Genomic DNA, 26,753 nt, shown 5'->3' on the forward strand with positions numbered 1-26,753 from the left:
GCCATGGCGCGCCACACCTTCTTCTGCATCGACGGTCATACCTGCGGCAACCCGGTCCGCGTGGTCGGCGGCGGCAGCATTCCCCAGCTCAAAGGGGACACGATGTTCGACCGACGCCAGCACTTCCTGGCGGAATACGACTGGATCCGGACCGGCCTGATGTTCGAGCCCCGCGGCCACGATATGATGTCGGGCTCGATCCTCTACCCGCCGACGCGGCCGGATTGCGACGTGGGAATCCTGTTCATAGAGACCTCGGGCTGCCTTCCCATGTGCGGTCACGGCACCATCGGCACCGTGACCATCGCGCTTGAGAACGGCCTCATTCACCCGAAGACACCGGGACTGCTGCGGCTCGATACGCCGGCAGGCGTCGTTGAGGCACGCTACGAGCAGAACGGTCCCTTCGTGGAGCGGGTGCGCATCACCAACATTCCGTCGTTCCTCTATGGCACCGGCTATGAGGTCGAGGTCGAGGGGCTTGGCCACCTCACGGTCGACGTTGCCTATGGCGGCAACTTCTATGCCATCGTGGAGCCGCAGACGCTCTTTTCGGATGTTGCAGACGTCAATCCGTCCGACATCCTGCGCTGGAGCCCGAAGCTGCGCGAGGCGTTCAATGCACGCTACCAGATCGCGCACCCCGAAAACCCGGCCATCGACCGTTTGACGCACGTTCTCTGGACCGGGAAAGCCCAGAATCCGGGCAGCACGGCACGCAACGCGGTGTTCTATGGCGACAAGGCCATCGACCGCTCGCCCTGCGGCACGGGCACCTCCGCCCGTATGGCGCATCTCGCTGCCCGCGGCGCCCTGAACGAGGGCGATGCCTTCGTTCACGAGAGCATCATCGGCTCGACCTTCACCGGGCGCATCGAAGGCCGTACCACGGTCGGCGACCGGGACGCGATCATCCCGTCCATCGAAGGCTGGGCCAGGGTGACCGGGTTCAACACCATCTTCATCGACGACCGGGATCCCTTCGCCAACGGCTTCCAGGTCGTCGACCAGAGCCGCTAGGCCTGAAGCCTGTTTCAGGGGCAAACCATGCGGGTTGCGATCATAGGAGCCGGCGTCGTGGGGCTTGCCACCGCGCACGCCTTGCTCGACAGGGGCCATGAGGTGGTTCTGATCGAGCCGGGGGCCAAGCAGGGGCGCCCGACGGATGGCAATGCGGGCTGGATCGCCCATACCGACGTGATGCCGCTCGCCTCGCCGAAGGCGTGGCGGAACCTGCCGCGCTGGCTGATGGACCCGCTCGGGCCACTGACCATCCGGCCAGGCTACCTGCCGCATCTGGCGCCCTGGTTGGCGCGTTTCCTGATGGCCTCGTCGCCCTCACGCATCAAGGCCAGCATCGGGGCGATCCGCTCGATCAATGCGGAGTCGCTGCCAGCCTGGAAGAGCCTTCTGTCGTCTCTCGATCTGAATGGCCACCTCAGGGAGAACGGCATCCTCTCCGTGTGGAGGCATCAGGGCGAGTTCAATCGATCGCAGGACATCGTCGAACGTCAGCGCGGCTTCGGGATCGAGGCAAAAGCTCTGCGCCCTGAAGAGCTCGCAGAACTGGAGCCCGCACTCCGCAACGTCGAAGCCGCCGTGCTTTATCCGGACGCTTGCCATGTGTCCGATCCGGCTGTTCTGGCCGCTGACCTTCTGCGTCTGGCTCTGGAGCGCGGTGCGGTGCTTGTAGCGGCACATGGGCTGAGACTTGAGCCCAGGGAGGAGGGCATTCACGTTCGAACGGATGGGGCAGAAGCAGAGGTCATCTCCAACCGGGTTATCGTTGCCGCCGGAGCGTGGTCACGTTCCCTTGCTCAGCAACTCGGCGATCGCATTCCCCTCGATACGGAGCGGGGCTACAACGCCACCTATCCAAAGGGGACCTTCGGCTTGAACCGTCCGATCATGTTCGAGGGCGAGGGCTTCGTCGCCACGCCTCTCGATACAGGCGACCGGGTCGGCGGTGCGGTCGAGTTCGCAGGGCTTGAGGCGCCGCCCAACCACAGCCGCACCGATGCCATGGTGCAGCGCCTGACGGGCTTCCTCCCTCATCTCCAGACCGAGACGCCGGCAAAGCGGTGGATGGGCTTCCGGCCGTCGATGCCCGACTCTCTGCCGGTGATCGGACCTGCCGGAAAAGACCGGCGCATCCTCTATGCCTTCGGTCATGGCCATTACGGTCTGACCCAGGCCGCCGTGACGGCCCAGATGGTGGCGGGAATGCTTGAGGGACGGTCGGGTCCGGTTGATGGGAAGCCCTTTGCCGTGCAGCGATTCTGAGATCATTGGGCACCGTTGCAGTAACTTGAAACGGCAAAACGAATCTCGTCGATCAGATCATTCAGGCTGTAGTACTAGACCGAAGAACTGATTGACGAGACGAACTTCGCCCATCACCTGACGTTTTCGCTGGCTGCAGTGACCGCGGCGGATCATCCGCATGGTCTCGAAGCCCATCAGGGCCACGGCGGCGGTTTTCATCGTCTGGAAGCCACGCGTCGGCCGGATCACAGGCTTGAGCGCACCATGGTCGGCTTCGATGATGGTATTCAGATATTTCGAGGTGCGGTGTTCGACATCCTGCGGCAGCAGCCCTTCGCTTTGTAAGCGGCGGATGGCATTCGGATAGGATGCAGTTTGTCGGTCGTGATCGAGGACGGCCGTATTCGTCGACCGCTCGAAACAAGTACCGCCAGCGTCCGCCAACTCGTACATAGATACCGTCTGAGTGGTCAAGTCGGGTGGGCAGCCGGAAACTGGTAAACGTTTCCACTCTTAAGCACGCCAAAGCAGATGTGAACCAGTTTGCGCATGGCGGCCCCTAAGGTCGACATCTTGGCCTTGCCTCGCTCAAGCAGCCGCTGCTGTTGGGCTTTGATGTCCGGGTTCAACTTTGTGGCAACGACAGCTGCCATGTAAAGCGCAGCGCGCAGTCGGGAATTGCCGGCTTTCGAGAGCCGCGGCCTTCCTCGGACGCTCCGCCCCGACTGCCGCTCAATTGGCACAAGACCCAGGAAGGCTGCGGCTTGGCGAGCTGTATCAAATGGGTGGCTTCGCAGCAGCGCGAGCATTCGCATCACTGTCTTTGGACCCACCGCTGGAATCGTGAGCAGTCTCTTCAGATCAGCCTCGAGAGCCTCGTGGGCGGCAAAGTGCCCGGCGATGGCCTCCTGCAGAAGTTTACACTGAGCTTTGAGCGCCCTGATGTTCGTGACAAAGGAACGCTTGATGGCGCCGGAGCAGCCACGGACACACGCCTGCTCATATCGGTTCTGCTCCCGGCGAAGATCGCCCTCCAGGTCATCCAGCCGTGCGAGAAGGGCTTGCAGTTCGATCAGCGGTTCGGCGGGAGGGGTCCACGCTTTCGGCTGGGCCAGGCAGCCGTAGCGCGCCAGGAGCACCGCATCGATCTGGTCAGTCTTGTTCAGGACAGCCATGCCCTTGGCGAAGCTGCGGATTTGGGCAGGGTTGACGAGAGAAACTGTCATACCTTTAGTAGCCAGGAAGCGAGCAGCAAGCTCGTGATAGGCCGCTGTCGGCTCGAGAACCGCATGAACCTGCGAGATCTCGGCTTTAGATACCTTCATCACCCAGGCGGCCGCTCGCTCGATACCGTCCAGGGTATTGGGAAACGACTTCTGCCCGATGGGACGCTGCCGATCAAGAATGATAGCCGCGCAATCCAGTCTCTCCTTTGCGACGTCAATGCCGAAGAACACCGTCATAGAGCTTCCTCTTGTTGAGAATGCCCCTTGCGCTGATCAACCTTGTGAATGCAGGTTTACCCGTCTTGGGATGACCTCTGATACCGTCCGATCTCAGCTGGGGCGCGTGGTGAGGCCGGGCGCACCATCTATGTCGCAGACTTCTGTCTTACGTCTCATTCGAGCTATCCCGGCCTCATGCTGTGGGAATGACCCGCAACACCCATCAAATACAAGGTCTCATCCACTCGCCACGAACTTGAACAATGTCCCTGGTACCGTCGTACCCGCTTCTCAATCTCTGGGGCATAGCGTTGGACCCAACGAAAGATCGTACTTAGACTGACGCTGATACCACGCTCGGACATCATCTCAGCCAGATCGCGATAGCTGATCCCGTACTTGCAATACCAGCGCACGCACAGCAGGATGATCTCGATCGGGGAAACGGCGGCGCTTGAACAAAGACAACAGGATGGCTCCTCAATTAGCCATCCCTCACTACACTGCCGAGGTTACTGCAACAGTGCCTACGGTCTGGCCGAGATGCTCAAATTCTATGCCTGATCTTGTTCGTCCGGGCCAGCCAACAAGTCTATGTTAACATCTATGAGCTCGGCCCATGGTTTCCAATGACCTTCGGCGCAACGGCTGCCCTCATGGCGATCGGCTCGTTCTTCAGCGCGCACGTCGTGGCCCACTTCGGCATGCGACGCATCTATTACTTTGCGATCCCGGTCTTCACTGCGTTGAGCGCCGTCTGGCTCGTATAGGTGGTGGTCGGCGCAGTGCCGATCCTGGCGTTCTTCCTTATCACGGCGGCCTGCATGTTCATGTTCGGCTGGTCCAGCTCCAACATGAATGCCCTATCAATGGAGCCAATCGGCGCCGTTGCCGGCACCGCCTTATCGGTCTTCGGCTTCATCCAGTCCGTAGGAGGCGGTCTGACCCGAGGGTATCTCGGATCGCTGTATGATGGACCACCCTACCCCTCGCCGCAGGCTTTCTCGCTATCGGCACCGCGACGCTGGTATGCGTGCTGGTGGCAGAGAAGGGGCGCCTCTTCAGCGTAGGTATCGAGCACGTTCAGGCCGAGCATCACGCCGCACATTGATCCGAAACAGCAAGAGCCCACCGCCTGGTTGAAATAGTGGGTTCTTGCGTAGTCACTTATCAACTGTGTTGATTTCTCAGGCGACTTGTTGCAGCCCATTTCTGAGATGTCTGGCAGTGAAGAGATCGAGGTGGCCGCCTCCGACGTTTTTGAACACAGTGATCTCACTCTGATCCTTGCGGCCGCTCTTGGTACCGGTGCAGAGTTCGAAGTGATCGGCTTGTATGTCGGTCCAAGCGAAGAGTCCGCGCTCGACCGGCTGGAACAGATCCCCTGCTCCTTCCATGCCGACCCGCGTATCGACGAAAACGCGACCTCGCTGGATGGTTTCGTCATCGGCCTCGCGCATGGTCGGCAGATAGGCGCCGATCAGGTCCACATGTGCGCCCTTCTTGAGAAGAGCACCCTTTACCAATGGCGCAGTCGACATTGTCACGCAGGAGATCACGTCCGCTGCGGGAAGAGCAGCCTCGAGGTCGCGGACGGCAGAGATCGAGACTCCGGCGATTTGCATCTCGCGAGCCAGGGCCTCCGCTCGGGCTGGGGTCCTATTCCAGACTAGGACGCGCTTGATCGACGGCCGCACGCTCGTATGGGCGAGGATGACATGCGGTGCAAGCCCGCCGGCGCCGATAACGAGAAGAACGTCCGCGTCTTCCCGCGCGAGGAACCTCGCGCCCAGAGCGGAATCGGCAGCCGTCTTGCGAAAGGTCAGGGCCGCGCCGTCCGCTGCGAGGACGGGAGCCCCCGTCTTGCCGTCGAAAACCGCCACAAGGCCCTGCACGGAGGGCTGCGGTGGCTCCAGCGCAAGGTTCGACGGGAAGACGCCCACGAGCTTGACCGCAATCACCTCCTGCGCGGCCCAAGCCACCAGCGACACGAACTTGTTGTCACCGCCTGCTGGCTCGTCCATGACTGAGGCGTCGCTTTTGGGAGAAGCACCTTTGTGCGCAACTCGGAGAGCCTCGACGAGGCCTGGATAATCGAGCAGACGGTGAACCATATCGGCATCGACGAACTTCATGGCACTCTCTCCAACTTTACGAAGCTTTTGACGGTAGGGCGGCGCATCGATCAAATGCTCGTTTCATCGATGGATGATGGCTCTTGGTCAGGGATGATCCTCGTTCAAGAGCCGGGGTGTTGCGAACGAAAGCTCCATGAGCCCTCCGCATCAGGTCAGAACAGCAGCCTTGGCAGGAGCACGACCGTCGCTGGCAGGAAGGTGATCAGGAAGAGAACGACGATCAGAGCCATGAGTAGAGGGATCGATTCTCGCGTGAACTCCTCGATCGAGCATTTAGTGATCGAGCAGACGGTGAACAGAACGGAACCAATAGGCGGCGTCACGGAGCCGATGGTGAGATTGACGATCAGGACCACTCCGAAATGGATCGGATCGATTCCGAACCTCTGCATGACCTGAAGGAACAGAGGAGCTAGGATCACCATGAGAGAGAGCCCCTCCATGACGGTTCCGAGCAGAAGGAGAAGTACGTTGATCAGAGCGAGCGCAACGTACTTGTTGTCGGTCATATCGACAAGATATCCCACGACTGTCTGCGGGACCTCCTCGAGGGTAAGAACCACCGAGAAGATGGCCGAAGTCGCTATGATCAGCATCACATTCGCGGTGGTGTGGGCGGATTCCCGCGCCAGCTCGTAAGTCTCGCCAAAGGTGAAGCCTCGATAAATGAACAGGCCCACAAAGAGTGCATAGGCTGCAGCAATCGCTCCAAGCTCGGTCGGGGTGAACCAGCCGATCCGCAATCCGAACAGCAGCAGGAACGGCATGGCCAGTGCCCAGAGCGCATGGCGGGCCTTCACTGCGATCTCGCGCACTGGCATCCGGTGCGGTCTCAAGGCGCCGTAGCCACGACGCTTGGCCACTTGATGGACAGTGATCATCAAGGCGGCTGCGATCAGGAAAGCGGGAATGATACCGCCGATGAAGAGTTGGCCGATTGAGGTATTAGTCAGAAGGCCGTAGATGATAAGTCCAATACTTGGAGGCAGCACCGGGGCGATCACACCGGAGCAGGCACTGATCGCCGAGGCGAATCCGTTGGAGTAGCCCTGCTTGCGCATGATCGGGACGACCGTGCGAGCATCGATGGCGGCGTCGGCGTTCGATGAGCCTGACATGGCGCCCATGAAGAGCGAGTTGATGACGGCAACCTGAGCGAGTCCACCGCGCCAATGGCCGACCAGCGCCTCCGCAAACCCGTAGAGGCGGTCCGCTATCCCGCCACGCGCCATCGCCGCGCCTGCAAAGACGAAGAAGGGCACGGCGAGAAGGGGAAATAGCTCCAGACTTCCGCTCATTCGCTGCGCAATGATGCTCGGTGCGATCGGGTTGAACAGGAAATAGGACATCGCCGATCCGAGCAGGACGAAAGAGATCGGCATTCCTGCGAAGAGCAGCACCAGGAAGACAGTCAACGTTAACGCAATCACCGACCGACGCTCCTAGCCTGCCTAAACTCGCTCCACGCTCTTGCGAGATACATTACGACGATTGCCGCCATGGAGATCGCGAGACCGACCGACATGACCCACTTCGGAACGCCGATGGACATGAACGTCGTGAATCGGGCCGTTCTGATCTGCATGATTGCCGCATAGATCACGCCCGTGGCAATCAAGGCGACAAGGATGTTCATCGTGGCATGAACTAGACGCCTGCCGCGTGGAGGAAGGAGATCGACGAAGTAGCGAACTCCCATCAGGTCGTCCCGCTTGGCGGCGCCGATTGCGCCGAGCCACACCAGCCATACGAAAGCTAGCACGGACACCTCGCTCGCGCCGAATATCGGCGCAGAGAAGACGTTGCGGCCAATGACGTCCGCGCCGACACTGATGATGACGAGCGCTAGAAGAATGACGGGAATGACACTCCCGACCAATTCGCCGATCGAATTGACAAACCGCAAGTTCATGCTCCGGATTAGATGGATTCCGCGGCGCCTCGGCAAGCTCCCGAGACGCCGCGCTATGCCATAAATGGCCGGATTCTACTTGCCCGATGCGGCTGCGCGAACTTGATCGAGCAGACCCGCAGGCCATTGCGGGAAGCTGGTGTAGAACGACGCCGTTGCTTTGCGATAGGCGGGAACGTCCGCGGTGTGGAATCTGACACCCTTCGCTTCGAACTCCTTGCGGATCTCGGCGTTCATGTTGGTCGAGCGTTTGGCGAGCTCCTGACCACCTGTGCGAAATTCCTCCAGCAGCATAACGCGATCCGCCTCGCTAAGCGCAGTGTAGGCCGCATCGCTCATCACCCAGCCGGTGAAGAGATTGAAATGGCCCGTCAGCGTAATATCCTTGACCACCTCATACCACCGGTTCGCCCGCAATCCCGTCAGGGGAGACTCACCGGCATTCACGACACCTTGCGACAAGGCGGAGTAGGTCTCGGCCGCCTCGACCGTGGTTGGTATCGCGCCGAGTGGCTCGAAGGTCTTCTGCCAGGTCGGCACCGGCGGGACGCGAACCTTCACGCCCTTGAGATCGGCGGGATTCGGATAGGGCTTGCTCCCGATCATGTGACGGGCGCCATCAAACCAGTTGAGAGCGAGAACGCGGATCTTCGCCTTCTCCGCAAGCTTGTCGTACCATCCTTTCATTAGTGGCGAGAACGCCAGGCGCTCAGCTTCTTCATTGTTCTCGACAATGAACGGACCGCCGACGACTCCCATTTCCGGCACGCCGAAACTTGCAAGATAAGCAGCGTCGGTGAACGTGATAATCGGCTCGCCCTGGCTTGCCTGCTCCAGCATATCGGTCGTAGTTCCCAGCATGCCACCGGGGAAGAGCTTGATCGTGATGCGTCCATCGCTCCGCTTCGCGACGCGCTCGGCCACTTCGACGGCGACCTTATGCGCCTCGATGGTCGGCTGGTTGACGTGGGCTAGGCGCAACTCGACCTTCTGGGCCAAGGCTGCAGCGGAGAACATGGGCAGGGTTGCAAGGGTTGCGACCCCGGCCAAAAAATTCCGACGTGACTTCATGCTCAGTTCCCTTTTGTCTTGATTATACCAAGTCTTCTTCCTGCATCCCTGCCGCTTCCTCCGGCCCAAGACGCTACCTCTCTCCCGCCGCGCCATCGGCGCCTAGATCGCGAAAACCCGAGTTCGGAGTTGTTTGTGCGAACGTTCTCATAGTATCATCATCGAACGTTCGGAGCGTCAAGGCGAAATCTTTCCTTGAACCTCATCCTTTGGAGGGCACCCAACGAACTGGTGGCTAGCTAAGCTCGGCCGGAAAGGTCGGCATAGGAACACATGACTGAAAAGCGCACGAAGAACGTGACCATCATCGAAGTTGCCCGGCTTGCAGGCGTGAGCACGGCAACGGCTGGGCGCGTTCTGGGAGGCTATGGTTATTCCAGCGAGTCGATCCGCGACAAGGTGCGGGAAGCGGCCGAGAGGCTGGGTTATCGCCCCAATCTGCTCGCCCGCGGGCTTATCACCGGCAAAACCCAGACCATCGGGGTCGTCGCCGGCGACATGGAAAGCCCGTTCTACGCCAGCGTCCTGCGCGGAATCGCCGATGTCGCCCGCAGCCGCGGCTTCGGGATCGTCGTCACCAACAGCGATGAGATCCTGCAACGGGAACGCGAAGCCGTGCAGCTTCTGACCGAGAAGCAGGTCGACGGGATGATCGTCACGCCCTCGGATCTTCAGACCGCCCAACACCTGCGAGAGATCGTGGCTGCCGGCTGCCCCATCGTCCAGATCGACCGCCTTGTCCACGGCCTCGAGGCGGACGCGGTGACCGTGGATAACGTCCAGGGCGCCAAGGCGTGCATCGAGCATGTCATTGCCGCGGGCCATCGTCGAATCGGACTGATCTCGGAGCTGGAGCAGTTCGCAGCGGGCGACTTGAAGTCCTTCATCGATCTCGAGGCCCATGGGCGGGTCGATGCGGCAACGCTCTATCCCAGCTGGCAGCGTCTCGTGGGCTACCTGCAGGCGCATCGGGAGGCGGGCATCCCCGTCGATCTCGATCTTGTCCGGCGAGTCGGGGCCTACTCCGCGGAAGCCGCCAAGGAGGAAACGCTGGATCTGCTCCAGGGAAATGGACGCCCAACCGCACTCTTTACGACCGATGGCCTGATGTCGGCGGGGACCATGGATGCGATCAGTGAGCTTGCGCTGGACCTGCCGCAGGATCTGTCCCTCATCTGCTTCGACGATCTTGAATGGATGCGCTTCCTTCGGCCGGGCATCAGTGCGATCGCCCAGCCGCTCAACGAAATGGGACGCGCCGCGGCGCGTCTGATTCTGGCGCGTATCAATGGCGACACGTCACCGTTTCAGCATCAAATCCTCGCACCTAGCCTGCGCGTGCGGGGCTCGGTTGCACCACTGAAAGCCGAAGGCCACCAAGGCTCTACTCGGCCGGAGCGACGCAAATCCGCGAAGTCCTGACAGGCCTCTCCCGTTTGGCGGAGAGGCGAATCGTCCCCTCTCCGCCGTACTGCGCATTGCTCTCAGCGCACATCCTCAAGAGCGGGGATATCGCCTGCATTCACAGCCATCGGAGCAGCATGGCCGACGGCACCGATGCGCATGCAGGTTTCGGCGGCTTCATGGGCTGCCGCCCGCAGAAGTTCCAGAGGCTCCTCCTCACGCAAGAGGCCGACAAGGGTGCGTGCGATGAACGTATCTCCCGCCCCGAGCGTATCGACGGCCTCAATCGACACGGCTGGAACTCTGAAAATCTGATCCCCGCGACCGAGAATCGCCCCTTGGTTTCCTCGAGTCACAAGGCACCATTGCGCACCGGCATCCAAGGTGTCTCGCAGGAGCGCCTCGGCCTCCGACAGGGCAAGATCGCCGCCCGAAATCGAGGCGAGATAGCAAAGCGGCGCGATGGAGGCACGGTGATGGGCGTCCCGGCGCGTGGAAAAGTCATAGGAGAGTTTGGCTGTCCTTGCGAACCGCACTAGATACGCATCGAGACCGCTCGACTGTCCGATGTGAACGGCATCGAAAGACTCGACGTACGTGAAGTCCTGGTCGTCCGGCTCGAACATCGAGACGCCGAGATCGTACTTCAGGAAGACACGGTCTCCGTTGCGGTGCCCTATGACGCAATAAGCTGTCGACCCCGGCAAAACCTTCAGCCTGTCCGTAATGACTTCCTCGGCGGCGAGCGCCCGTTGCATGGCATCGCCTGCAGCATCGGGCCCAACGGCGCCAACATAGCTCGAAGTCGCTCCGAAGCGGCGCGCAAATACCGCTACATTGAAACAATTTCCTCCTGGAAACATCTCGTTACGCGCGTGATAGCAATCAACATCGTTATCCCCGACTGCGACTATTTTCGTCATTATCCATTTCCCAAGGGCAGTTGTGAGAACGTTCCCACGTTCATGTCCGACTGTCAATTTGGGTTCCGGTGTTGAACCTCAGAGTTTCAGCCTTTCCCAAGTCCAACCGGTCTACTCCTCGGAATAGAGCTTGCCAGAATACATTATGACGTCATATGACATCATGATTACTTCTCAGTCTCCTCTGCGAGCGGCAGATGGGCTACCACTTGGGGATCGACGATGAGCCAAACCGAATTGAATGCTGATGTAAAAAAAGCTCTGGACGCCTTGTCCGGGAAGACGATCAAGCATGTTTTCTTCGTCGCTTGCGGCGGCTCCCTGTCAGTAATGTATCCGGCTAAGTATCTCCTCGACCGTCATTCCGCAGCCCTGCCGTCCGACTGCTACAATGCGGATGAGTTCGTTCAGCGCGATCCGAAAACCCTGAACGCCGATTCGCTCGTCATCCTGTGCTCCATGACAGGCACAACCAAAGAGACCCTTCGTGCGGCGGAGCATGCGCGCTCCAAGGGAGCGACGACCATCGGCCTCAGCGTCGATCCGTCTTCGCCTCTCTCCAAGGCGGTCGAATTCCCTGTTCGCTTCGAGGCGCCTTATACGACGGGTGTGCCCATCGACGCCGGCGACAGCAACTACTCCCGCCTGTACCAGATCGTCATGGGCCTGGTGAAGATCTATGACGGCGTGGACAAGCTCAGCCCCCTTCTGGCGAGCCTCGGCAACCTCCAAACGGCCATCGACAAGGCGCATGTCCATTTCGCGGATCTGTTCGAGACGTACGCTCCGCGGTTCAAGGACGAATCCGTCGTCTACACGGTGGCAAGCGGCGCCTCTTACGGTGCGGCCTATTCCTTCGCGATCTGCGTCCTGATGGAAATGCAGTGGATCAATTCGCAGGCGATTCATGCCAACGAGTTCTTCCATGGCCCGTTCGAAGTTCTTGACAAGGACAGGGCCTTCATCATGATGATGGGCCTGGACGAGACCCGTCCGCTGGAAGAGCGCGCTAAGGGCTTCCTCGACAGGTTTGGCTCCCCGGAGAAGATCATGGTTCTCGATGCCCAGGAGCTGGATCTCACGGGGATCGACGACGAGTTCAAGGGCAACCTCGTGCCCCTCATCTTCTTCGATACTCTCTGGAGGTTCGCCTACAAGCTGGCCGACCTTCGTCAGCACACGATGCTCGAAGGCCGCCGCTATATGAAGAAGATCAGCTACTGATAGCTTCCCCCCTCTCCTGCCCCATACCGGTGGGAGAGGCTCCCAGACCGCTTCTTTCCTTCGTCAGGGGATGCGTTATGAATGCTATCAGGCCATCGACGTTCGAGGGCCATGATACCCCTGCCGGCTTTTCACGAGCGAATGAGATGACGGTCCAATATGACAACCTGACCCCCCTCTACGATCAGGTGAAGCGTCTGATCCTCGGCGACCTGAAGACTGGGCATTGTCGCAGCGGAACCTATCTCCCGTCGGAGACGGAGCTGTGCGAGCATTACGGAGTCAGCCGGATTACCTTGCGAAGGGCGGTGACCGAACTCTGCGCGGAGGGTTATCTGCGGCGGGTTCACGGCAAGGGCACACTCGTCACCGAGCCAAAGCTTAAGCAGACCCTCGTATCGCTGACCGGTTTCACGGAATCTCTGGCAAGCCTCGGTCACAGTGTCAGCTACAGGGTGCTGGAGAAAGGTAGCCATGCACCGCCGGAAGGCGTGATGGAACGCCTCCAGGCCACGGCCGACGATGACGTCGTCGGGATTCGCCGCCTGCTGCTGGTGGACGGGCGACCGCTGACCATCGAGGAGCTCTACTTCCTGCGCAGCCGCTATGAAAAGGCGATCGATCCCGTGATGAAGGGCGGGTCCTTCAATGAGGCCCTGAAGACCTTTTATGGCGAGCAGCCGACCGCGGCGGAGCGAACCATCAATGTGGACGCTCCCTCTCCGAACGAGTGCGAGCTCCTCGCCTGCCCTCCGTCACAGCCCGTTTATCGCATCGAGAAGCTGGTGATCGGACGCAGGAAAAGTCCGATCTCGCTTTCCATTCTTGTAACGCCGTCAAATCGCGTCACGTACTCCATCTCCGCGTAACCGATCTCAGAACCGCGCGGTCGCCGCGTGGGCGATCTGAGCACCGACCTCGTAATAGGCTTCCTTCATGGCCCGGTAGCGAACGGGCTCAGGTTGGGTCATTGGAAGCGGCAGATCGGCCTCCTGGATGTCTCCGAGGACAAGCCGCGCGAGGGTGCGTCCGAAGGTGGTTCCGGGTGCAATGCCGCGGCCGTTATAGCCGCTGAACGACACCACGTTCCGCGCCAGCCTGTGGAATCGCGGCAGATTGTTGCTGGTCATGCCGATGCTGCCGTACCACTCGTATTCGAATGCTATGTCGGCCAGTTGCGGAAAAAGCTTTCGCAGAGCGCGCCGGCCCCAGTTCGGGTGGATGCTCTGCCCCAGCCCACGGAGTGCGCCGACGCTTCCGAACACGAGACGCCCTTGCTGATCGAAGCGAAACGAGCTGAGAATTTCATTCGTGTCCCAGACACCCTGGCGCTCGGGCAGAATTGTGTTGCGCAGGTTGTCGCTGAGAGGCTTCGTCGCGAGATTGAAGTAAGGAAGATGTACGAGCTCGGCGCGGATCTGTGGCCAGACATGGCTCGTGTAGGCATTGGTCGCGACTATGACCCATTTGGCCCACACCGATCCACTATGCGTGCGCACTCGCCACCCGCCATCCGCTTCCTCGGCATCCATAACAGGGCTTGAGGTGAAGATCCGGGCCCCTGCCTTGATGGCAGCGCCTGCTAGTCCGCGAGAATAGCCCAGCGGCTGAATGGTTCCAGCACGGAGGTCGAGAAGGGAGCCGGAATAGCTGCTCGTTCCGATCTTGTGAGCGGTCTCCTCGGTATTGAGCAGATGCACAGGAGCACCGCGAGCCTGCCACTGACGTGCCCGCTCCTGAAGCTCGGCGAGTCCCTTTGCACCGACAGCACAATGAAGCGTGCCGTTGCGCTCGACCTCGCACGCGATGGCATGCTTCTCGACCAGCTCGAACACAAGGCTCGGTGCGTCGCCGAGCAGGTGGAGCAGACGGTTGCCGTAGACCTCGCCCAGTTCTCCCGGCAGATCATCGGGCATCACCCACATGCCTGCGTTGACGAGACCGACATTGCGGCCCGAGCCGCCAAAGCCGATCTCTACGCCCTCAAGCACCACCACCGAGGCTCCCGCCTCGGCAAGATGGAGAGAAGCAGAAAGGCCGGTAAAGCCTGCGCCGATCACCACAACATCAGCGGTCAGATCGCCGGACAACCTCGTCGTTGGAGGGGCCAGAGGCGCCGAGCGTTCCCATAGACCGTGGCTGCGCGGATCGTTCTTCATCCTAGGTTCCTGTGTCTAGAGCGAAGGATGGGCTCTGTTCAAGCACCATTCCCTCTTGTAATCAGATCCTCAGAAGCAACCTTGAAAGCAACCCGTTTTTCCTCAACAGGTCATGAGAAGAGGTAATGAGATGGCCATAGCCCGCCGCTTTCTGCCGTCCATGTCCCTGCTTCGCGCCTTCGAAGCCGCCGCGCGTCATCAGAGCATCACGGCAGCCGCCGAGGAGTTGAACCTGACCCAGGGAGCCGTCAGCCGACAGATTCGGGCCTTGGAAGAACTGCTTGGTTCGGATCTCTTTCTTCGGGAGCGCCAGACCATCCGTCTCACCCTGGCTGGCGAAACCTATGCCCGAGAAGTCCGAGAGGCTCTCAGACGGATCTACAGCGCGACGCTAGCCTTTCGTGCGAACCCCATGGGCGGAACGCTCAATCTCGCGATCCTGCCGACCTTCGGCACCCGATGGCTAGCCCCTCGTCTTCCTGGTTTCCTGCGGGACAATCCCGGGATCACAGTCAACCTGACGACGCGCCTTGCTCCGTTCGATTTCAGCCTGGAACAGGCGGATGCTGCCATCCACTTTGGCAGCCCGGACTGGCCAGGCGCCGAGCTCGCATTCTTGATGAGCGAGACGGTGGTACCCGCCTGCAACCGCTCGCTCTTGGAGCAGTATAGGTTTGAGAAGCCGAGCGATCTTTTCAGGGCCCCACTCCTGCACCTTGTGTCACGGCCGGATGCGTGGGAGCGATGGTTTATGATGCATGGCGCGCTCGCCGAGCCGTTGCATGGCATGCTGTTGGACCAGTTTGCCACGGCCGCTCAGGCAGCCATCTCAGGGTTGGGTTTAGCACTGCTCCCCGAATTCCTCATTCAAGATGAGCTCGCACGGGGCGATCTTGTCAGGGCGTTGGATCTGCCGATGCAAAGCACAGAGCAGTATTACCTTGCCTGGCCTGCAAACCGCTCTGCGTACCCGCCATTGGTCGTGTTCCGGCAGTGGATTGTTCAAGAGACACGAGGGAACAAGGCGAGCGTTGGTAGCCCGGTGGAACAACTGCCGTGAGGTTACGGCAATGCGTCGATCGGCTGATAGGTAAAGAGGCAGAGCCATCACCGAGATCACAAATGTCGGCTCAGGATCAGACGTTCACCTTCCGGCCGCTCACAAAACCTCAGTTCCTAGGCCCCGAAGCAGTTAAAGCCCTTTGGTCCGAGGAGTGCCATGAACGAACCTTCGCACATAAATCGCTGAGGGCTAGTGGTGCTCCCTGAGAGAAGACGTGGCAGCAGCACGATGAAGCGGCCACTGAGGGAAACTCCTCGTGGCGCTAGGCCGCTGAAATCCAGTGTTCGAAGATTGGATCCTGCCGGGTCGATGACCGCATTAGCTGTAACGGTCAGCCGACCCGGTTCGCCGCTGATTATCGTTCAATCACCAGCTCGATAAAAGGCTCAAGGCTGGCATAGGGTAATGTAAACTTCTCGCCTCGGAACAGCATCGGTACGTCCTGCTCACCTGCGAAACCAGACGTCAGCTTGCTTCGAACCGTGAAGGTCTCGCCTGACATCACAGGCCCCCAAGCTTCATCAATATAGTCTATCATGCCGAGCTCACTCAGCTTCGCGTCGACGGTCTGCTTCCGGGCGTGTGATGGCATTTGACGGAGGCTGCTCTCGATATCGTCACGCATGACAGCATATGCGGGATTGCGGACCTTGTAGCGAAGCTCTGCATTCTGTGTGAAGGTCCACACCGAACCAATCACCATCTGTTGCTGTTTGGTGACCGGCTTCTTCTCTGGCTTGTCAGCCTTCTTTGCCACTTTGGCGCGGGCGGAAGTCTCGGCAGGCTGAACATCGGCAATCAGCGCCCATTTGCTCGACCACTCCACCGCTCGGTAGTCGCCTTTCGTCAGGCGATCGGCAAACTCCAGAATGTCCTGATCAATCGGACGTTTGCCCCCGCTAGCCTCAAAGTAGCGCAGTCGCATCTCGTCGGGCAGCAGCAGATAGAAGTTCTCGCTCTTCACATCCACGTCGAAGATGTTGGCGACCTTCACGACTTGATCACGCGTGGCCGGAGCCTCGACGCCATCACCCGTCGGATAAACCATGGTTCCTTTGGGAACGCGGATGTAGCCATCTACTTGAATCTCCGACATCTATTCTTCGTCTCTCTTTCGTAGGGTAACGTGTGCTGAGAAGGCCCAGCTTTTGAAATGGGAACGGCACCCGAAGGTGCCGTTTCTGTTGCTAGGCTTTCCCGAGCCCCGGATGGTTACGCCGCGAGGCGCACTGCACCCATGTCAACGTTATCGTTGGCATTTATGAGTTTTGCACTATCAAGGCCGTAGCTCAGCCTAATCGCAGCCTAGCCTTTATTGCGCCCAGTCGAACCCATGTCGCCCCCATCACAAACACACCGGGGCAGCGGCATGGCCTCAACGAAAGGCCATTCCGCCCAAAACCCGTCTTGCGGTACCTGGACGGCCGGTGTGCTTGTGGTGGAGGCGGCGGGAATCGAACCCGCGTCCTAAACGCCTATTCCACTCTGCCTCTACGATCATAGTCAGGCGAACCTGACATCTGTGATATAGCCACTCAAAGGCACAATATCCAGTCTCAAAGCAGACGATCTTTTCTGATGGAGCAGCATAACGAAATTTGGGCCCACAACGCCGCCTTTAGTCTTGTCTCTCATTGTAGGACTTCAACCAGGCTTGGCCGAAGACCTCCAGAAGGGTCGTCTCACTGAGTGCCTCACAGATCTTTATGCTCCTCAAGGACTGCTTCGGTCAACTTGGGAAGTTTAGGAATGCCCGGGTGAAGGTCTGTTCTCCCGCGGGAGAACAGACCTTCCGGCCTGATCATAAGCCGTTCAGTGACAGCACTGCAGACATGCTGGGAGTCAGGCGAGGGGCGGACGTTGGACGTCTCGCTTCGTTGTCAACGCACTCGGACTCCATATAGCTCGGATTGGAGCCAGCCTCTCTCGTCCTGACGTCTGGCTACCTGGAGAGAAACGGCTCAAAGGGCAAATGCCGGTAAACCTTTGATATTGTTGGTGAGCGCTGGGACTCGAACCCAGGACCCTCTGATTTAAAGTCAGAGGTTCATGCCGCGATCATCGTGGGGCCTGACCTCTCAATATGAGACATGGCCAAATCGGGTCACTAGCTCTTCCGACTCGAGACTCCCTTGCCCAGCTCGGCAGGCTATTCTGGACACTCTGCCAGAGAGCCTCAGGTTGTGCCGCGGTCATCAACGATGCGTCCGTCTTCCATGGTGATGATACGATCAGCCAAACTCATGATCTTCGTATCGTGAGTCACCATCAGTGTCGTCGTGCCGCGCTCCGTGCCGAGACGTTTCAGGAGCGCGACGGCGTTGAGCGCACTATTCTTGTCCAGAGCAGCCGTAGGCTCATCCGCAAAGACAATGTCCGGGTTGCCCACGAGGGCCCGTGCCACCGCAACCCTCTGCTTCTGCCCGCCGGACAGGTTACCCGGCAAATAATGCAAGCGCTCACCAAGCCCAAGTATCTTGAGCAGGTGGGCGGAGGCTCTCTCCCAACCTGCCATGGCGGCTTTGCCATGCACCTCCAACCCAATGCGCACGTTCTCCATCGCGGTGAGGCTCTCATGAAGGTTATGGGCCTGGAAGATGAACCCGAGCCGGCGGCGGCATTGAACGAGCAGGCGCTCATCCGCACCCGCGAGTTGCGTGCCCAAGAGAGTCAGGCTCCCCTCCTGAACGCGACGGAGACACCCCATGAGCGTCAGCAGGGTTGTCTTTCCCGAGCCTGAGGCCCCGAGCAGGACCGTGAGCTTGCCGCGCTCAAGCGCCAGGTTCACGTCAAACAATGCCTGCTTTCGCGCTTCGCCCTCTCCAAACCAATGATTGAGCCCCTTCACCACCACCGGTGCGTCCGGTCGGTTCAGGTCGCCGTCCGTATAGAGTTCACGCCGAGCTGACAGATCCATGGCAGCCCCCTCAGAACAGATCCGCCGGATTAGCGCGGGCGAGCTTGCGGGTAGCAATCGCTCCAGAGAGCGCGCACATGCCGAGTGTACCCATCAGGACGAACGCCGCGCGTGCCCACGTCATGGCAAGGGGCAATCCCGTCACAGTGGCAACGACAGTGTAGAGCAGGAGCGACACCAGAAAGCCTGGAACGAAGCCCAGGATCGCGAGGATCAGGGCTTCCTCGAACACGATGCCCAAGAAAAAGCGCTGCGAGTAGCCAATGGCTTTGAAGGTGGCGTATTCCTTGAGGTGCTCGGCGACATCTGTGGAGAGCACCTGGTAGACGATGATGATGCCGACCAGAATTCCAATCACCACCCCGAACCCGAAGACAAGCCCGACCGGGCGCTGCGTCGTCTGGAAAGCCTGGTCCCTGCCAAAGGTCTCCTCCACGGTTCGAACGATGCTGTCGTCAGCAGGCAGCGTTGCACGCAGCCGTTCTAAGATCGGCGCCGGATCAGCACCAGGCGCGAGGGTCACGAGAATGTGGTTGGGGGCTCCGGCACTCCGCTGCGGGAACAGCCGAAGGAAGGTCTGGTCCGAGACCACCAGATAGCCGTCAGCCGAGAAGCCGCCGCCGATCTCAAATGTGCCCACCACCTTGAGTGTACGGCCCTTCACCTCAAAGCGGTACGGTTCTCCGGCGGCGATCTTAGCAAACAGGCTCTTCGACACGTTCCTGACCCTGGCATCGATCAGCGCCACATCCGACAGGCTGATATCGTTCAACCGTGCACTGATGGCTGGATTGCGGAGGGTTTCCACCGAGGGATCAATCCCAAACACATCCAGGTTGCGGATTGTGCCGTCCGGCTGCTTCCACTCGACCTTGCCGTAGTAGAGGGGGGTGGCGCTCTGGACGCCCTTGACAGTCAGAGCCTCGAACATGCGCTGGCGTGGAAGCGGGCTGCCGTCGGCCAGCGTGTTCATGTCGGAGGCCGAGATGAGAAGGTCGGCATTCATCTGATCGTAGGGAAGCTTGATGCTGGCAACAAGCGCCCCAAGGAAGCCCAACTGCATCAATACCAGAACGCTTGCGAAGGCGACACCGGCGAGGGCTGCGGCAAGCCGAGTCTTGTTGTGAACCAGTTGCAGCCACCCGATGGGCAGCCGTCCGAGAAGATGGCCCAGAAGGATGGTCATGATCCATCTCCGGCACTTATCCGCGCGGTGACCTGCAGATTGGTCAATCGCCGGACCAGCCAGGAGGCGCCAGGCTCGAGGGCCGCTGTCACCTTCACGACCCTAGCATCGGTGTTGGCGGCAGGATCAGCATCGATGGCGGTCTGACGGCCAACCTCGAGCCCGATGCGTGTCACCCGGCCATGAAGCGGCTGCGGCAGGGCTTCAGCCGTAACCTCAACGGCGCTGCCTAAGGCAACGCGGTCGATCTGGGTCTGGTAGACCTCCACCTCGACAGTCATCTGCTCGATGTTGCCCAGGTTCATCAACCCCTGGGTCCCTGGCTTCTCCCCGGGCCTGACATGGACGGTGAGCACCGTTCCGGTGATGGGCGCGCGGACGTAGGCTTTGTCGAGGTCAGCCGAGGCACGCGCCAGATCGGCTTTGGCGGTGTCGACGTTGCGCCTGGCGACGAGCACATCAGCCTGCTCGTCGAGACGGTCGGAGTCATAGCGGGAGAGTTGGGCTTGGGCCCGCTGCACCTCGTGCGACGCCTCATCACGCGCGGCACGGCGCTGGTCGTAGGTTTGCTCGGCCGCGAAGCCACGTTGGCGCAGGGTCCCCACGCGCTCGAACTCACGGACGGCATTCTGATACGTAGTCTCGGCGCGAGCTAGTGTGGCACGGGCTTCGTCGCGGCTCGCCTGTACGGACGCTTTGACCTGAACAAGCGTTGCTTCACGTGCGGAGAGCTGGGCGCGAGCGGTTGCAACAGCTGCAAGCAAGGCGCGCTCGCTGTCCAGGACCGCCAGCACAGCTCCTTGCTCAACCTCATCCCCTTCTTCGGCCTTTAAGCTTGCGACACGTGCATCGCCGGCGCCAAAAGGCGGCGCAACGATCACGACCTCACTCTTGGGCAGCAATCGGCCGAGGCCGACAACTGCAGGCTGGTTAACCTTGATGGCCGCCGCCCTAGGTTGACCAGGATCCCTCTGCGCGACCGATACAGCGATTGGTGAGGAGGTGCCGCCACCAGGTTGCAGTTGAAGCACCGCCATGAGCTTCTGAAGCCCTGGTGGCTGGAAGTAGAGACCGACAAAGCCGCCAAGTGCGACCAGCCCCATAGCAACTAGGATGAGGCCTGCAAGACGGAGCCCTCTCCGCAAATGCGACGGCGCGGGCCCGTAATCTGGTGTCCGCTGAACAACCAGGAGGGGCAGGCGCTCACTCTCGGTCCGGCCATTGGCTGCATCAGCCACCCTAGCGACGTGGACTTGATCCTGGTCGGCGATGACCATGGGCTTGCCCGATCTGCTGTAACAGCGCTGGACCATTAATGACTTCATGGTCATTATAGCACGCATTCTCTCGCAAGCAATCAATAATGACTCATTGGTCATTTATAGGAGGCATGGGTCTAGTGGATGAGGTGAGCACTGCATCAGGGCGGCCGCCCCGGCGGCGGCGTAAGGAGGCCCGGCCAGCCGAGCTCATCAGAGCCGGACTTGAGGAATTTGCCCTGCACGGGTTTGCAGGCGCGCGTCTGGAGGATGTGGCCCGCCGGGCTGGTGTCGTGAAGGGGACGATTTACCGCTACTTCGCGGACAAGGAGGCGCTCTTTCTGGCGGCAGTGCGCATGGAGGTTGCGCCGGTGTTGAGCGAGATCAACGGCTTCATCGATGCCTATCCGGGGACGACCCGGGATCTGTTGAAGCTGATCATTGAGACCATTCACCGGCAGCTCGTAAACTCGGATCTGCGGGTGCTGATCCGGATCATCGTTGCGGAAGGCGAGCGCTTTCCGGCCCTGACCGAGCTCTACTACGCCGAGACAGTCTCAAAGGGCCGCGCACTCCTGGAGCGGGTTGTGGAGCGGGGCATTGCCCGTGGTGAGGTGCGGGAGGGCGCAGCGGCCCGCCTCCCTCTCGTGCTCATCGCCCCTGCTCTCATGGCTGCGATCTGGCGCATGACGTTTGATCGCCATGCATCGATCAGCAGCGAAGCTTTTCTTGAGGCCCACATCGACCTGGTGTTTCATGGGGTGCTCACTGCTGACAGGAATGGAACCGGTCAGTGACCGGGGTTCTCCAATCTGCCAGCGCCTCTACACGATGCCCCATGCTCTGTAGCGGGTTCGGCCGGTGAGCTCGCGCGGCAAGGCGCTTTGAAGCGGAGCCGAGAAGATGGAGAGGAGGCTTGCTTAGGGGTCATGCAGCAAGCTGCTCGAACTGTTCGGCGAGCGACAGCTGCTGCCCGCAGGCATATTTCGCCTGTCCTTTGCGCATCATGTGGATCATCTCGATCCCACCCAAGATCACGCGGGCGCTGTCCATAGACTTGAAGCCGAGCATCGGACGCACCCGGCGTTGGATGGCGCGGTGATCCTGCTCGATGCATTTATTGAGGTGTTGACTCTGCCGGACGCGGATCGGCATCAGCTCGCGCCGAGATCGATTCCGCAGCCGGCTCTCGGCATCACACGACAGGATGGCTTCGCGATTGGTCTGGCTGCCGTCGATTGCGATCCTTTCAGGTTGGCCATGCCGCTTGAGCGCCTTGCACAGGAACCGTTTGGCGGCAGTGAGATTGCGTCGCTCGCTGAACCAGAACTCGACTGTATCCCCGTTGCTGTCGATTGCCCGATAAAGAGACATCCAACGGCCGCGGACCTTGATGTAGTTTTCGTCGATGTGCCACTTGCCAGTGACCGCTCTCTTGCGGCGGTTGAACCGCTCCAGCAACTCAGAGGAGTAGCGAACAACCCAGCGATGCACCGCCGCATGGTCGACGGAAATACCGCGCTCAGCCATCATCTCCTCGAGATTTCGAAGACTGAGATTATAGGACAGATACCACCGGACGCAGAGCAGAATCACCGAACGATCAAAATGTTCGCCCTTGAACACGCAACAGTCCGCTACTGAGACTGCTCTCCCAGTAACCTGATACTCTGAAACAAAGTGCTTGCGACAAAACCTTCTGAGACGGTTCAGAATTCGAGGCAGATCTTGCCGAAATGGGCTCCTGACTCCTCGTACCGGAAGGCATCCGCAATCTCGGCCAAGCCAAAGCTGCGATCGATCACCGGCCGCAGGCCTGTTGCCTCGATTGCTCGCACAAAGTCAATCTGCTGGCGTCGGTTGCCGACGATCAACCCCTGAAGCCGGGCCTGCTTGGCCATCAGGGCACCGGTCGGGACCTCGCCGGCGCCACCAGTCAGCACACCGATAAGCGAGATGTGTCCGCCGACCCGCACCGCTATGATCGACTGCCCTAGGGTGCCCGGTCCGCCCACCTCAATGACGTGATCCACGCCGCACCCGCCGGTCCAGTCCCGCGCACGCACGCCCCAGTCCTCATGTTGGCGGTAGTTGATTGTGTGATCGGCGCCCAAGGCGCGGACCCGCTCCAGCTTCTCGTCGGAGGAAGAGGTAGCGATGACCGTCGCGCCCATCGCCTTCGCAAGCTGGAGGGCGAAGATCGAGACGCCGCCGGTGCCCAGCAACAGCACCACATCGCCGGCCTTGAGCCCGCCATTGACCACCAGAGCACGCCAAGCCGTCAGCCCGGCTGTCGTCAGCGTGGACGCCGCGGCATGACTGAACCCTTCCGGAGCTCGGGTGAACCAGGTCGCCGGCCGCAACACAACCTCCCGGGCATAGCCATCGACGCCATCACCGGGGGTGGTCGCGAAATCGGAAACGGTCGGCGGCCCCTCGAGCCAGCCCGGGAAGAAGCAGGAGACGACATGATCACCGGCCTTGAACTCGGTCACGCCCTCGCCTACCGCCTCAACCACGCCGGCGCCGTCGGACATCGGGATGCGTGCCCTCGCTGTTGGCATCCGTCCGCTCACGACACCATAGTCGTGATAGTTAAGCGAGCTCGCGTGAACCCTGACCCGGATCTCGCCCGGACTGGGAGCACCGGGATCGGGCATGTCGGCCAGATCGAGCCTATCGAGTCCGCCGGGTGCATGCAGAACGATCCCTCTCATTGTCCGTCTCCCAATCCTTGCCTGTATGCTCGTCCAGAGCGAAGGGTGCCGTTTGGACGAGCAGGACAGGGCGCCTCTTGCTCCACCGTCAAGGCTGCGAGCACGCCGGCTTTCAGCGCCGCAGTTGAAGATCTCAGGCGCTTCCCGCGTGAAGTCGCCCAACTTAACGCATTGCGGTAAGCCGGGGTCCTTGCTGAGACACATCAAGTCCTCACAAGCTCCGTGAGACGTTTCTCCAGTCTTGTTACTAAGCTTGCGGCCGGACCTGTTCCGAGCGTCTGGCGTTGACGGCGTAGTGCCCTCACCCGGGAGCAAGACATGCCTAGCCCTCAAGTGCTTGTGGTCGCCACCTCGCACGACCAGATGGGATCCACCGGCCACCGCACCGGCGTCTGGTTGGAGGAGCTCGCCACCCCCTACTACGCCCTGCTCGACGGCGGCGCGCAGGTCACGCTCGTGTCGATCAAGGGCGGCGCTATCCCGTGGGATCCCCGCAGCTTACCGGCAAAAGCCGGTGAGGGAACGGGCGAGAAGCCGGAGGAGCAGCAGGAAGTTCCAGCCTCGGTTCACCGTTTCCTGGCAGACGAGAGCGCCATGCAGACGGCCCGCAACTCCCCTGCCCTTGGCAGCGTCGATCCAGGCTCCTTCGACGCAGTGTTCCTGCCCGGTGGGCACGGGCCAATGTGGGATGCGGCCAATGACGAGACGCTGGCTCGGGCCATCGGGTCCATGTTCGATCAGGGCAAGGTTGTCGCCGCGGTCTGCCATGGTCCAGCCGGGCTGGTAAAGGCCACGCGGCAGGATGGGCAGCCCGTCGTCGATGGTCGTCGGGTGAGCGCCTTCACCAACACCGAGGAGGAAGCGGTTGGGCTGACGAAAGTGGTGCCGTTCCTGCTGGAGGACCAGCTCAAGGACTTGGGCGGCCATTTTGAGCGAGGACCGGACTGGCAGCCCTTCGCGGTGCAGGACGGCAATCTGATCACCGGCCAGAACCCGCAATCCTCTGAGCTTGTCGCCCGGCATGTCTTGAGCGCTCTGGAGCAGGCTGGCTAAAGTAGCAGTGCCCAGCAAAACGGGCGGCTCGCCGTGACAACCCTCATGCTGGTTGGGGCAACAGGCCTGGTCGGCGGGGCGGTCCTGCGGCAAGCGTTGGCAGATGCCAGTGTGACTCGGATCGTTGCACCAACCAGACGGGAGCTGATGCCCCATCCGAAGCTCGAAAACCCGGTGGTCGATTTCGAGCACCTGCCGGCTTATGCCACCTGGTGGTCCGTCGATGGCGTGATCTGCACCTTGGGCAGTACGATCCGCAAGGCAGGCTCGCAGGAGACGTTCCGCCGGATTGATCATGACTATCCCCTGGCTGTGGCGCGGCTTACCCGTCAGCATGGCGCCCGCGCTTTCGCGTTGAATTCGGCCACGGGAGCAGATCCTGGTTCGCGCTTCTTCTACAACCGGGTCAAAGGCGAGGTGGAGGACGCGCTGCGGGAAATCGGGTTCCCATCCTTGACCATCGTGCGCCCTGCCCTGATCGGCGGCGACCGCAGCGAGTTCCGGCCTGGGGAGTTCATAGCCATGCGGCTCCTGCGGCTGGCGCAGCAGGTCCTGCCCCGCCGTTATCACATCGTGCCGCATGAGCGGATTGCCAAAGCCTTGCTGGAGGCGGCGATCACTGCCGCACCCGGCGAGCGCATTATCGAGTCCAAGGCCATCGTCTGAGGAAGGCACCTGACAGAGGACCACATGCCCTCAACAGGAGCGGGGCGCCAGACGGTTCCGCTGCAAAGCCCGCCGTAGGTCAACCGACACCCGAACGTGATCTCGGATCAGGCGGCGGTGCTGAAGAGCGCAGCAATGAAGTCACACTGAGCCTTCATTTCGGTTGCTGGTGCAATCGCGATCTGCCCTTTGCGGATCATCGCCACAGCCTCATAGCCAGCAGTTGTCTGGGAGGCAGTCTGGAAGCTTTTGAAGCCCAGCCCTGGCCGAACCAGCCGCTTGATGCGCCGGTGATCCTGCTCGACGATATTATTCAAAAACTTCACCTTCCGAAGTTTGGCGAAACGCCACAGCGTCCCCTCTTTCTTTATGGCTCTCGCCGCGATCGGATAGGCAGCATTCTTGTCGACTGTAATGGTGCGCGGATTGACTCTATGCGGCTGCTGCAAGCCTTGCGGAAAAACCGCCGAGCTGCACCGGCATCTCGCTTGGGCGAGAGCAGAAAGTCGATTGCCTGTCCGGCCACATCGACAGCACGGTAGAGATACACCCATTCTCCCTTCACGCGAATATAAGTGTCGTCCACGCGCCAGAATCCGTTTGTCATCCGCAGATGAGGGCGGATACGCTTGTTGAACTCAGGTGCATAGGCTTGGATCCAGCGAAAGAGAGTTGTGTGATCCACCTGCACACCGCGGTCGACCAGCATGCGTTCCAGATCGCGATAGCTGATTGGGAACTGCAGATACTGGCGCACTGCCCACAGAATGATCTCAGCCGTGACCTGCCGACCTTTGAACGGGTTCTTGTTGTCTTGCTTCACTGCCAGCTCCTCCCAGCCTCCTCCTGTCGTAGCTCAGGCGGACTAAGCTTCAAAGCTGCAACAGAACCTCGTGGACGTGCAGCAGGGGGCCGCGGGACCACCTCGGCGGCCAGCCAGGTGCTGGGCGCCGCCCAGGAGCTGTCGCGCCACTCCAACGACCTCTCCCGAGAAGTCCAGGACTTCCTCCAAGGCGTCAAAGCCGCTTAAATTGGGGAGCTTCTACGTGGCATGGATCAGGCTAGCCCGTGCACGCCCGGTCCTTGGCTCATTCGAAATATCCCCACCAAAAGTCCGCTGCTCGCAACCGCCCTATCCGCCTGCAAGCAGAGTTGCCGGCGATCAGTTTGGGCCCATTCAAAATCAGGCTCGGGCTTAGAGGAATGTTAAGACAGTTTTGAAAGGCCTTGGGCCCTGCCCGGCCGACTTCAGGTAAGAACGTGATCTGCTGCTCTGCGTCAGATGGTATCTGGCTTTAGCCTGAGCTTGCCCGATCTTGAGGAGACGATGACCGAGCTAGGCATCTCCGAC

24 protein-coding genes, 1 other RNA gene and 2 pseudogenes are annotated in these 26,753 nt (G+C 60.5%); 9 read left to right on the forward strand and 18 right to left on the reverse strand.

The annotated features are described in order from the left end of the window. Positions 1-3: 3 nt before the first annotated feature. Positions 4-1,020, forward strand: coding sequence for a 4-hydroxyproline epimerase (locus MA07_RS03200; RefSeq protein ID WP_036347006.1), 1,017 nt, complete (start codon positions 4-6; stop codon positions 1,018-1,020). A gap of 27 nt (positions 1,021-1,047) precedes the next feature. Beyond that, positions 1,048-2,283, forward strand: a complete 1,236-nt coding sequence (locus tag MA07_RS03205; protein WP_036346927.1) for an FAD-binding oxidoreductase — start codon at positions 1,048-1,050, stop codon at positions 2,281-2,283. A 57-nt stretch (positions 2,284-2,340) separates the two neighbouring features. On the opposite strand, the gene MA07_RS03210 is transcribed toward MA07_RS03205, so the two are convergent. The 8 genes and pseudogenes from MA07_RS03210 to MA07_RS03240 form a co-directional block, all read right to left on the reverse strand. Next, the gene (locus tag MA07_RS03210) at positions 2,341-2,718 is read right to left on the reverse strand and encodes a DDE-type integrase/transposase/recombinase (RefSeq protein ID WP_052002789.1); all 378 of its coding nucleotides are present in this window, start codon (positions 2,716-2,718) and stop codon (positions 2,341-2,343) included. Positions 2,719-2,735: 17 nt separating this feature from the next. Next, positions 2,736-3,728 (reverse strand): IS110 family transposase, encoded by a 993-nt coding sequence (locus tag MA07_RS03215; RefSeq protein WP_036346928.1) that lies wholly within the window; start codon positions 3,726-3,728, stop codon positions 2,736-2,738. A gap of 215 nt (positions 3,729-3,943) precedes the next feature. Then, positions 3,944-4,195: pseudogene (locus MA07_RS30680) on the reverse strand (hypothetical protein); the annotation flags it as partial. Positions 4,196-4,428: 233 nt separating this feature from the next. After that, positions 4,429-4,632 (reverse strand): hypothetical protein, encoded by a 204-nt coding sequence (locus MA07_RS03220; RefSeq protein WP_036346931.1) that lies wholly within the window; start codon positions 4,630-4,632, stop codon positions 4,429-4,431. A gap of 265 nt (positions 4,633-4,897) precedes the next feature. Further along, positions 4,898-5,845 carry an ornithine cyclodeaminase gene (locus MA07_RS03225; RefSeq protein WP_036346933.1) on the reverse strand — a complete coding sequence of 316 codons (948 nt, stop codon included), beginning with the start codon at positions 5,843-5,845 and terminating at the stop codon, positions 4,898-4,900. Between the two features lie 155 nt (positions 5,846-6,000). Further along, positions 6,001-7,278 carry a TRAP transporter large permease gene (locus MA07_RS03230; protein WP_036346935.1) on the reverse strand — a complete coding sequence of 426 codons (1,278 nt, stop codon included), beginning with the start codon at positions 7,276-7,278 and terminating at the stop codon, positions 6,001-6,003. Further along, entirely contained in the window at positions 7,275-7,760 is a 486-nt protein-coding gene (locus MA07_RS03235) for a TRAP transporter small permease subunit (protein WP_052002790.1), read from the reverse strand. Before MA07_RS03235 ends, MA07_RS03230 begins: the two co-directional genes overlap by 4 nt. Positions 7,761-7,835: 75 nt before the next feature. Continuing rightward, on the reverse strand, positions 7,836-8,831 hold the full coding sequence (locus MA07_RS03240) for a C4-dicarboxylate TRAP transporter substrate-binding protein (protein ID WP_036346937.1): 996 nt from the start codon (positions 8,829-8,831) through the stop codon (positions 7,836-7,838). Positions 8,832-9,104: 273 nt separating this feature from the next. Between MA07_RS03240 and MA07_RS03245 the strand changes: the two genes are divergently transcribed. Continuing rightward, a complete protein-coding gene (locus MA07_RS03245) occupies positions 9,105-10,253 on the forward strand; it encodes a LacI family DNA-binding transcriptional regulator (protein WP_052002791.1) in 1,149 nt (382 codons plus the stop codon). Between the two features lie 62 nt (positions 10,254-10,315). Here MA07_RS03245 and MA07_RS03250 read toward each other — a convergent pair whose 3' ends face one another. Then, positions 10,316-11,158, reverse strand: a complete 843-nt coding sequence (locus MA07_RS03250) for a PfkB family carbohydrate kinase (protein WP_036346941.1) — start codon at positions 11,156-11,158, stop codon at positions 10,316-10,318. A 222-nt stretch (positions 11,159-11,380) separates the two neighbouring features. Between MA07_RS03250 and MA07_RS03255 the strand changes: the two genes are divergently transcribed. Both MA07_RS03255 and MA07_RS03260 read left to right on the forward strand, forming a co-directional pair. Continuing rightward, positions 11,381-12,382 carry an SIS domain-containing protein gene (locus tag MA07_RS03255; protein ID WP_036346943.1) on the forward strand — a complete coding sequence of 334 codons (1,002 nt, stop codon included), beginning with the start codon at positions 11,381-11,383 and terminating at the stop codon, positions 12,380-12,382. 146 nt (positions 12,383-12,528) lie between these two features. Next, positions 12,529-13,251, forward strand: coding sequence for a GntR family transcriptional regulator (locus tag MA07_RS03260; RefSeq protein WP_036346946.1), 723 nt, complete (start codon positions 12,529-12,531; stop codon positions 13,249-13,251). Positions 13,252-13,257: 6 nt separating this feature from the next. On the opposite strand, the gene MA07_RS03265 is transcribed toward MA07_RS03260, so the two are convergent. Beyond that, positions 13,258-14,541 (reverse strand): FAD-binding oxidoreductase, encoded by a 1,284-nt coding sequence (locus MA07_RS03265; RefSeq protein ID WP_036346949.1) that lies wholly within the window; start codon positions 14,539-14,541, stop codon positions 13,258-13,260. Positions 14,542-14,671: 130 nt separating this feature from the next. Between MA07_RS03265 and MA07_RS03270 the strand changes: the two genes are divergently transcribed. After that, positions 14,672-15,601 (forward strand): LysR family transcriptional regulator, encoded by a 930-nt coding sequence (locus MA07_RS03270; RefSeq protein WP_036346951.1) that lies wholly within the window; start codon positions 14,672-14,674, stop codon positions 15,599-15,601. 358 nt (positions 15,602-15,959) lie between these two features. Here MA07_RS03270 and MA07_RS30425 read toward each other — a convergent pair whose 3' ends face one another. The 5 genes from MA07_RS30425 to MA07_RS03290 form a co-directional block, all read right to left on the reverse strand. Then, positions 15,960-16,700 carry a hypothetical protein gene (locus MA07_RS30425; RefSeq protein WP_036346953.1) on the reverse strand — a complete coding sequence of 247 codons (741 nt, stop codon included), beginning with the start codon at positions 16,698-16,700 and terminating at the stop codon, positions 15,960-15,962. 73 nt (positions 16,701-16,773) lie between these two features. Next, positions 16,774-17,161: a transfer-messenger RNA gene (gene ssrA / locus MA07_RS28540) on the reverse strand. Positions 17,162-17,780: 619 nt separating this feature from the next. Continuing rightward, the gene (locus tag MA07_RS03280) at positions 17,781-18,521 is read right to left on the reverse strand and encodes an ATP-binding cassette domain-containing protein (RefSeq protein ID WP_081928749.1); all 741 of its coding nucleotides are present in this window, start codon (positions 18,519-18,521) and stop codon (positions 17,781-17,783) included. A gap of 10 nt (positions 18,522-18,531) precedes the next feature. Further along, positions 18,532-19,707: an ABC transporter permease DevC gene (gene devC, locus MA07_RS03285; protein WP_036346954.1), complete on the reverse strand. Its 1,176-nt coding sequence runs from the start codon at positions 19,705-19,707 to the stop codon at positions 18,532-18,534. Then, positions 19,704-21,020 carry an HlyD family efflux transporter periplasmic adaptor subunit gene (locus MA07_RS03290; RefSeq protein ID WP_052002792.1) on the reverse strand — a complete coding sequence of 439 codons (1,317 nt, stop codon included), beginning with the start codon at positions 21,018-21,020 and terminating at the stop codon, positions 19,704-19,706. Before MA07_RS03290 ends, devC begins: the two co-directional genes overlap by 4 nt. A gap of 95 nt (positions 21,021-21,115) precedes the next feature. Between MA07_RS03290 and MA07_RS03295 the strand changes: the two genes are divergently transcribed. Beyond that, positions 21,116-21,763, forward strand: a complete 648-nt coding sequence (locus tag MA07_RS03295) for a TetR/AcrR family transcriptional regulator (RefSeq protein ID WP_036347017.1) — start codon at positions 21,116-21,118, stop codon at positions 21,761-21,763. Positions 21,764-21,893: 130 nt separating this feature from the next. On the opposite strand, the gene MA07_RS03300 is transcribed toward MA07_RS03295, so the two are convergent. After that, positions 21,894-22,592 (reverse strand): IS6 family transposase, encoded by a 699-nt coding sequence (locus MA07_RS03300; RefSeq protein ID WP_036346956.1) that lies wholly within the window; start codon positions 22,590-22,592, stop codon positions 21,894-21,896. An 83-nt stretch (positions 22,593-22,675) separates the two neighbouring features. Further along, positions 22,676-23,683 (reverse strand): NAD(P)-dependent alcohol dehydrogenase, encoded by a 1,008-nt coding sequence (locus MA07_RS03305; RefSeq protein ID WP_036346958.1) that lies wholly within the window; start codon positions 23,681-23,683, stop codon positions 22,676-22,678. Between the two features lie 318 nt (positions 23,684-24,001). On the opposite strand from MA07_RS03305, the gene MA07_RS03310 reads away from it, so the two are divergent. Together MA07_RS03310 and MA07_RS03315 are read left to right on the forward strand one after the other, a co-directional pair. Further along, on the forward strand, positions 24,002-24,736 hold the full coding sequence (locus MA07_RS03310) for a type 1 glutamine amidotransferase domain-containing protein (protein WP_036346960.1): 735 nt from the start codon (positions 24,002-24,004) through the stop codon (positions 24,734-24,736). A gap of 147 nt (positions 24,737-24,883) precedes the next feature. Beyond that, a complete protein-coding gene (locus MA07_RS03315) occupies positions 24,884-25,402 on the forward strand; it encodes an NAD-dependent dehydratase (protein WP_244445144.1) in 519 nt (172 codons plus the stop codon). A gap of 107 nt (positions 25,403-25,509) precedes the next feature. Here MA07_RS03315 and MA07_RS28550 read toward each other — a convergent pair. Next, a pseudogene (locus MA07_RS28550) lies at positions 25,510-26,225 on the reverse strand (IS6 family transposase). Between the last annotated feature and the right edge of the window lie 528 nt (positions 26,226-26,753).

It is taken from the genome of Microvirga sp. BSC39 (genome assembly GCF_000739015.1).
Classification (GTDB): Bacteria; Pseudomonadota; Alphaproteobacteria; order Rhizobiales; family Beijerinckiaceae; genus Microvirga.

Coding starts and splice junctions, on each gene's coding strand:
- MA07_RS03200 (WP_036347006.1), top strand. CDS start 4: ATGGCGCGCCACACCTTCTTCTGCATCGACGGTCATACCTGCGGCAAC.
- MA07_RS03205 (WP_036346927.1), top strand. CDS start 1,048: ATGCGGGTTGCGATCATAGGAGCCGGCGTCGTGGGGCTTGCCACCGCG.
- MA07_RS03210 (WP_052002789.1), bottom strand. CDS start 2,718: ATGTACGAGTTGGCGGACGCTGGCGGTACTTGTTTCGAGCGGTCGACG.
- MA07_RS03215 (WP_036346928.1), bottom strand. CDS start 3,728: ATGACGGTGTTCTTCGGCATTGACGTCGCAAAGGAGAGACTGGATTGC.
- MA07_RS03220 (WP_036346931.1), bottom strand. CDS start 4,632: ATGAAGCCGAAGACCGATAAGGCGGTGCCGGCAACGGCGCCGATTGGC.
- MA07_RS03225 (WP_036346933.1), bottom strand. CDS start 5,845: ATGAAGTTCGTCGATGCCGATATGGTTCACCGTCTGCTCGATTATCCA.
- MA07_RS03235 (WP_052002790.1), bottom strand. CDS start 7,760: ATGAACTTGCGGTTTGTCAATTCGATCGGCGAATTGGTCGGGAGTGTC.
- MA07_RS03240 (WP_036346937.1), bottom strand. CDS start 8,831: ATGAAGTCACGTCGGAATTTTTTGGCCGGGGTCGCAACCCTTGCAACC.
- MA07_RS03245 (WP_052002791.1), top strand. CDS start 9,105: ATGACTGAAAAGCGCACGAAGAACGTGACCATCATCGAAGTTGCCCGG.
- MA07_RS03250 (WP_036346941.1), bottom strand. CDS start 11,158: ATGACGAAAATAGTCGCAGTCGGGGATAACGATGTTGATTGCTATCAC.
- MA07_RS03255 (WP_036346943.1), top strand. CDS start 11,381: ATGAGCCAAACCGAATTGAATGCTGATGTAAAAAAAGCTCTGGACGCC.
- MA07_RS03260 (WP_036346946.1), top strand. CDS start 12,529: ATGACGGTCCAATATGACAACCTGACCCCCCTCTACGATCAGGTGAAG.
- MA07_RS03265 (WP_036346949.1), bottom strand. CDS start 14,541: ATGAAGAACGATCCGCGCAGCCACGGTCTATGGGAACGCTCGGCGCCT.
- MA07_RS03270 (WP_036346951.1), top strand. CDS start 14,672: ATGGCCATAGCCCGCCGCTTTCTGCCGTCCATGTCCCTGCTTCGCGCC.
- MA07_RS30425 (WP_036346953.1), bottom strand. CDS start 16,700: ATGTCGGAGATTCAAGTAGATGGCTACATCCGCGTTCCCAAAGGAACC.
- MA07_RS03280 (WP_081928749.1), bottom strand. CDS start 18,521: ATGGATCTGTCAGCTCGGCGTGAACTCTATACGGACGGCGACCTGAAC.
- devC (WP_036346954.1), bottom strand. CDS start 19,707: ATGACCATCCTTCTGGGCCATCTTCTCGGACGGCTGCCCATCGGGTGG.
- MA07_RS03290 (WP_052002792.1), bottom strand. CDS start 21,020: ATGGTCCAGCGCTGTTACAGCAGATCGGGCAAGCCCATGGTCATCGCC.
- MA07_RS03305 (WP_036346958.1), bottom strand. CDS start 23,683: ATGAGAGGGATCGTTCTGCATGCACCCGGCGGACTCGATAGGCTCGAT.
- MA07_RS03310 (WP_036346960.1), top strand. CDS start 24,002: ATGCCTAGCCCTCAAGTGCTTGTGGTCGCCACCTCGCACGACCAGATG.
- MA07_RS03315 (WP_244445144.1), top strand. CDS start 24,884: ATGCCCCATCCGAAGCTCGAAAACCCGGTGGTCGATTTCGAGCACCTG.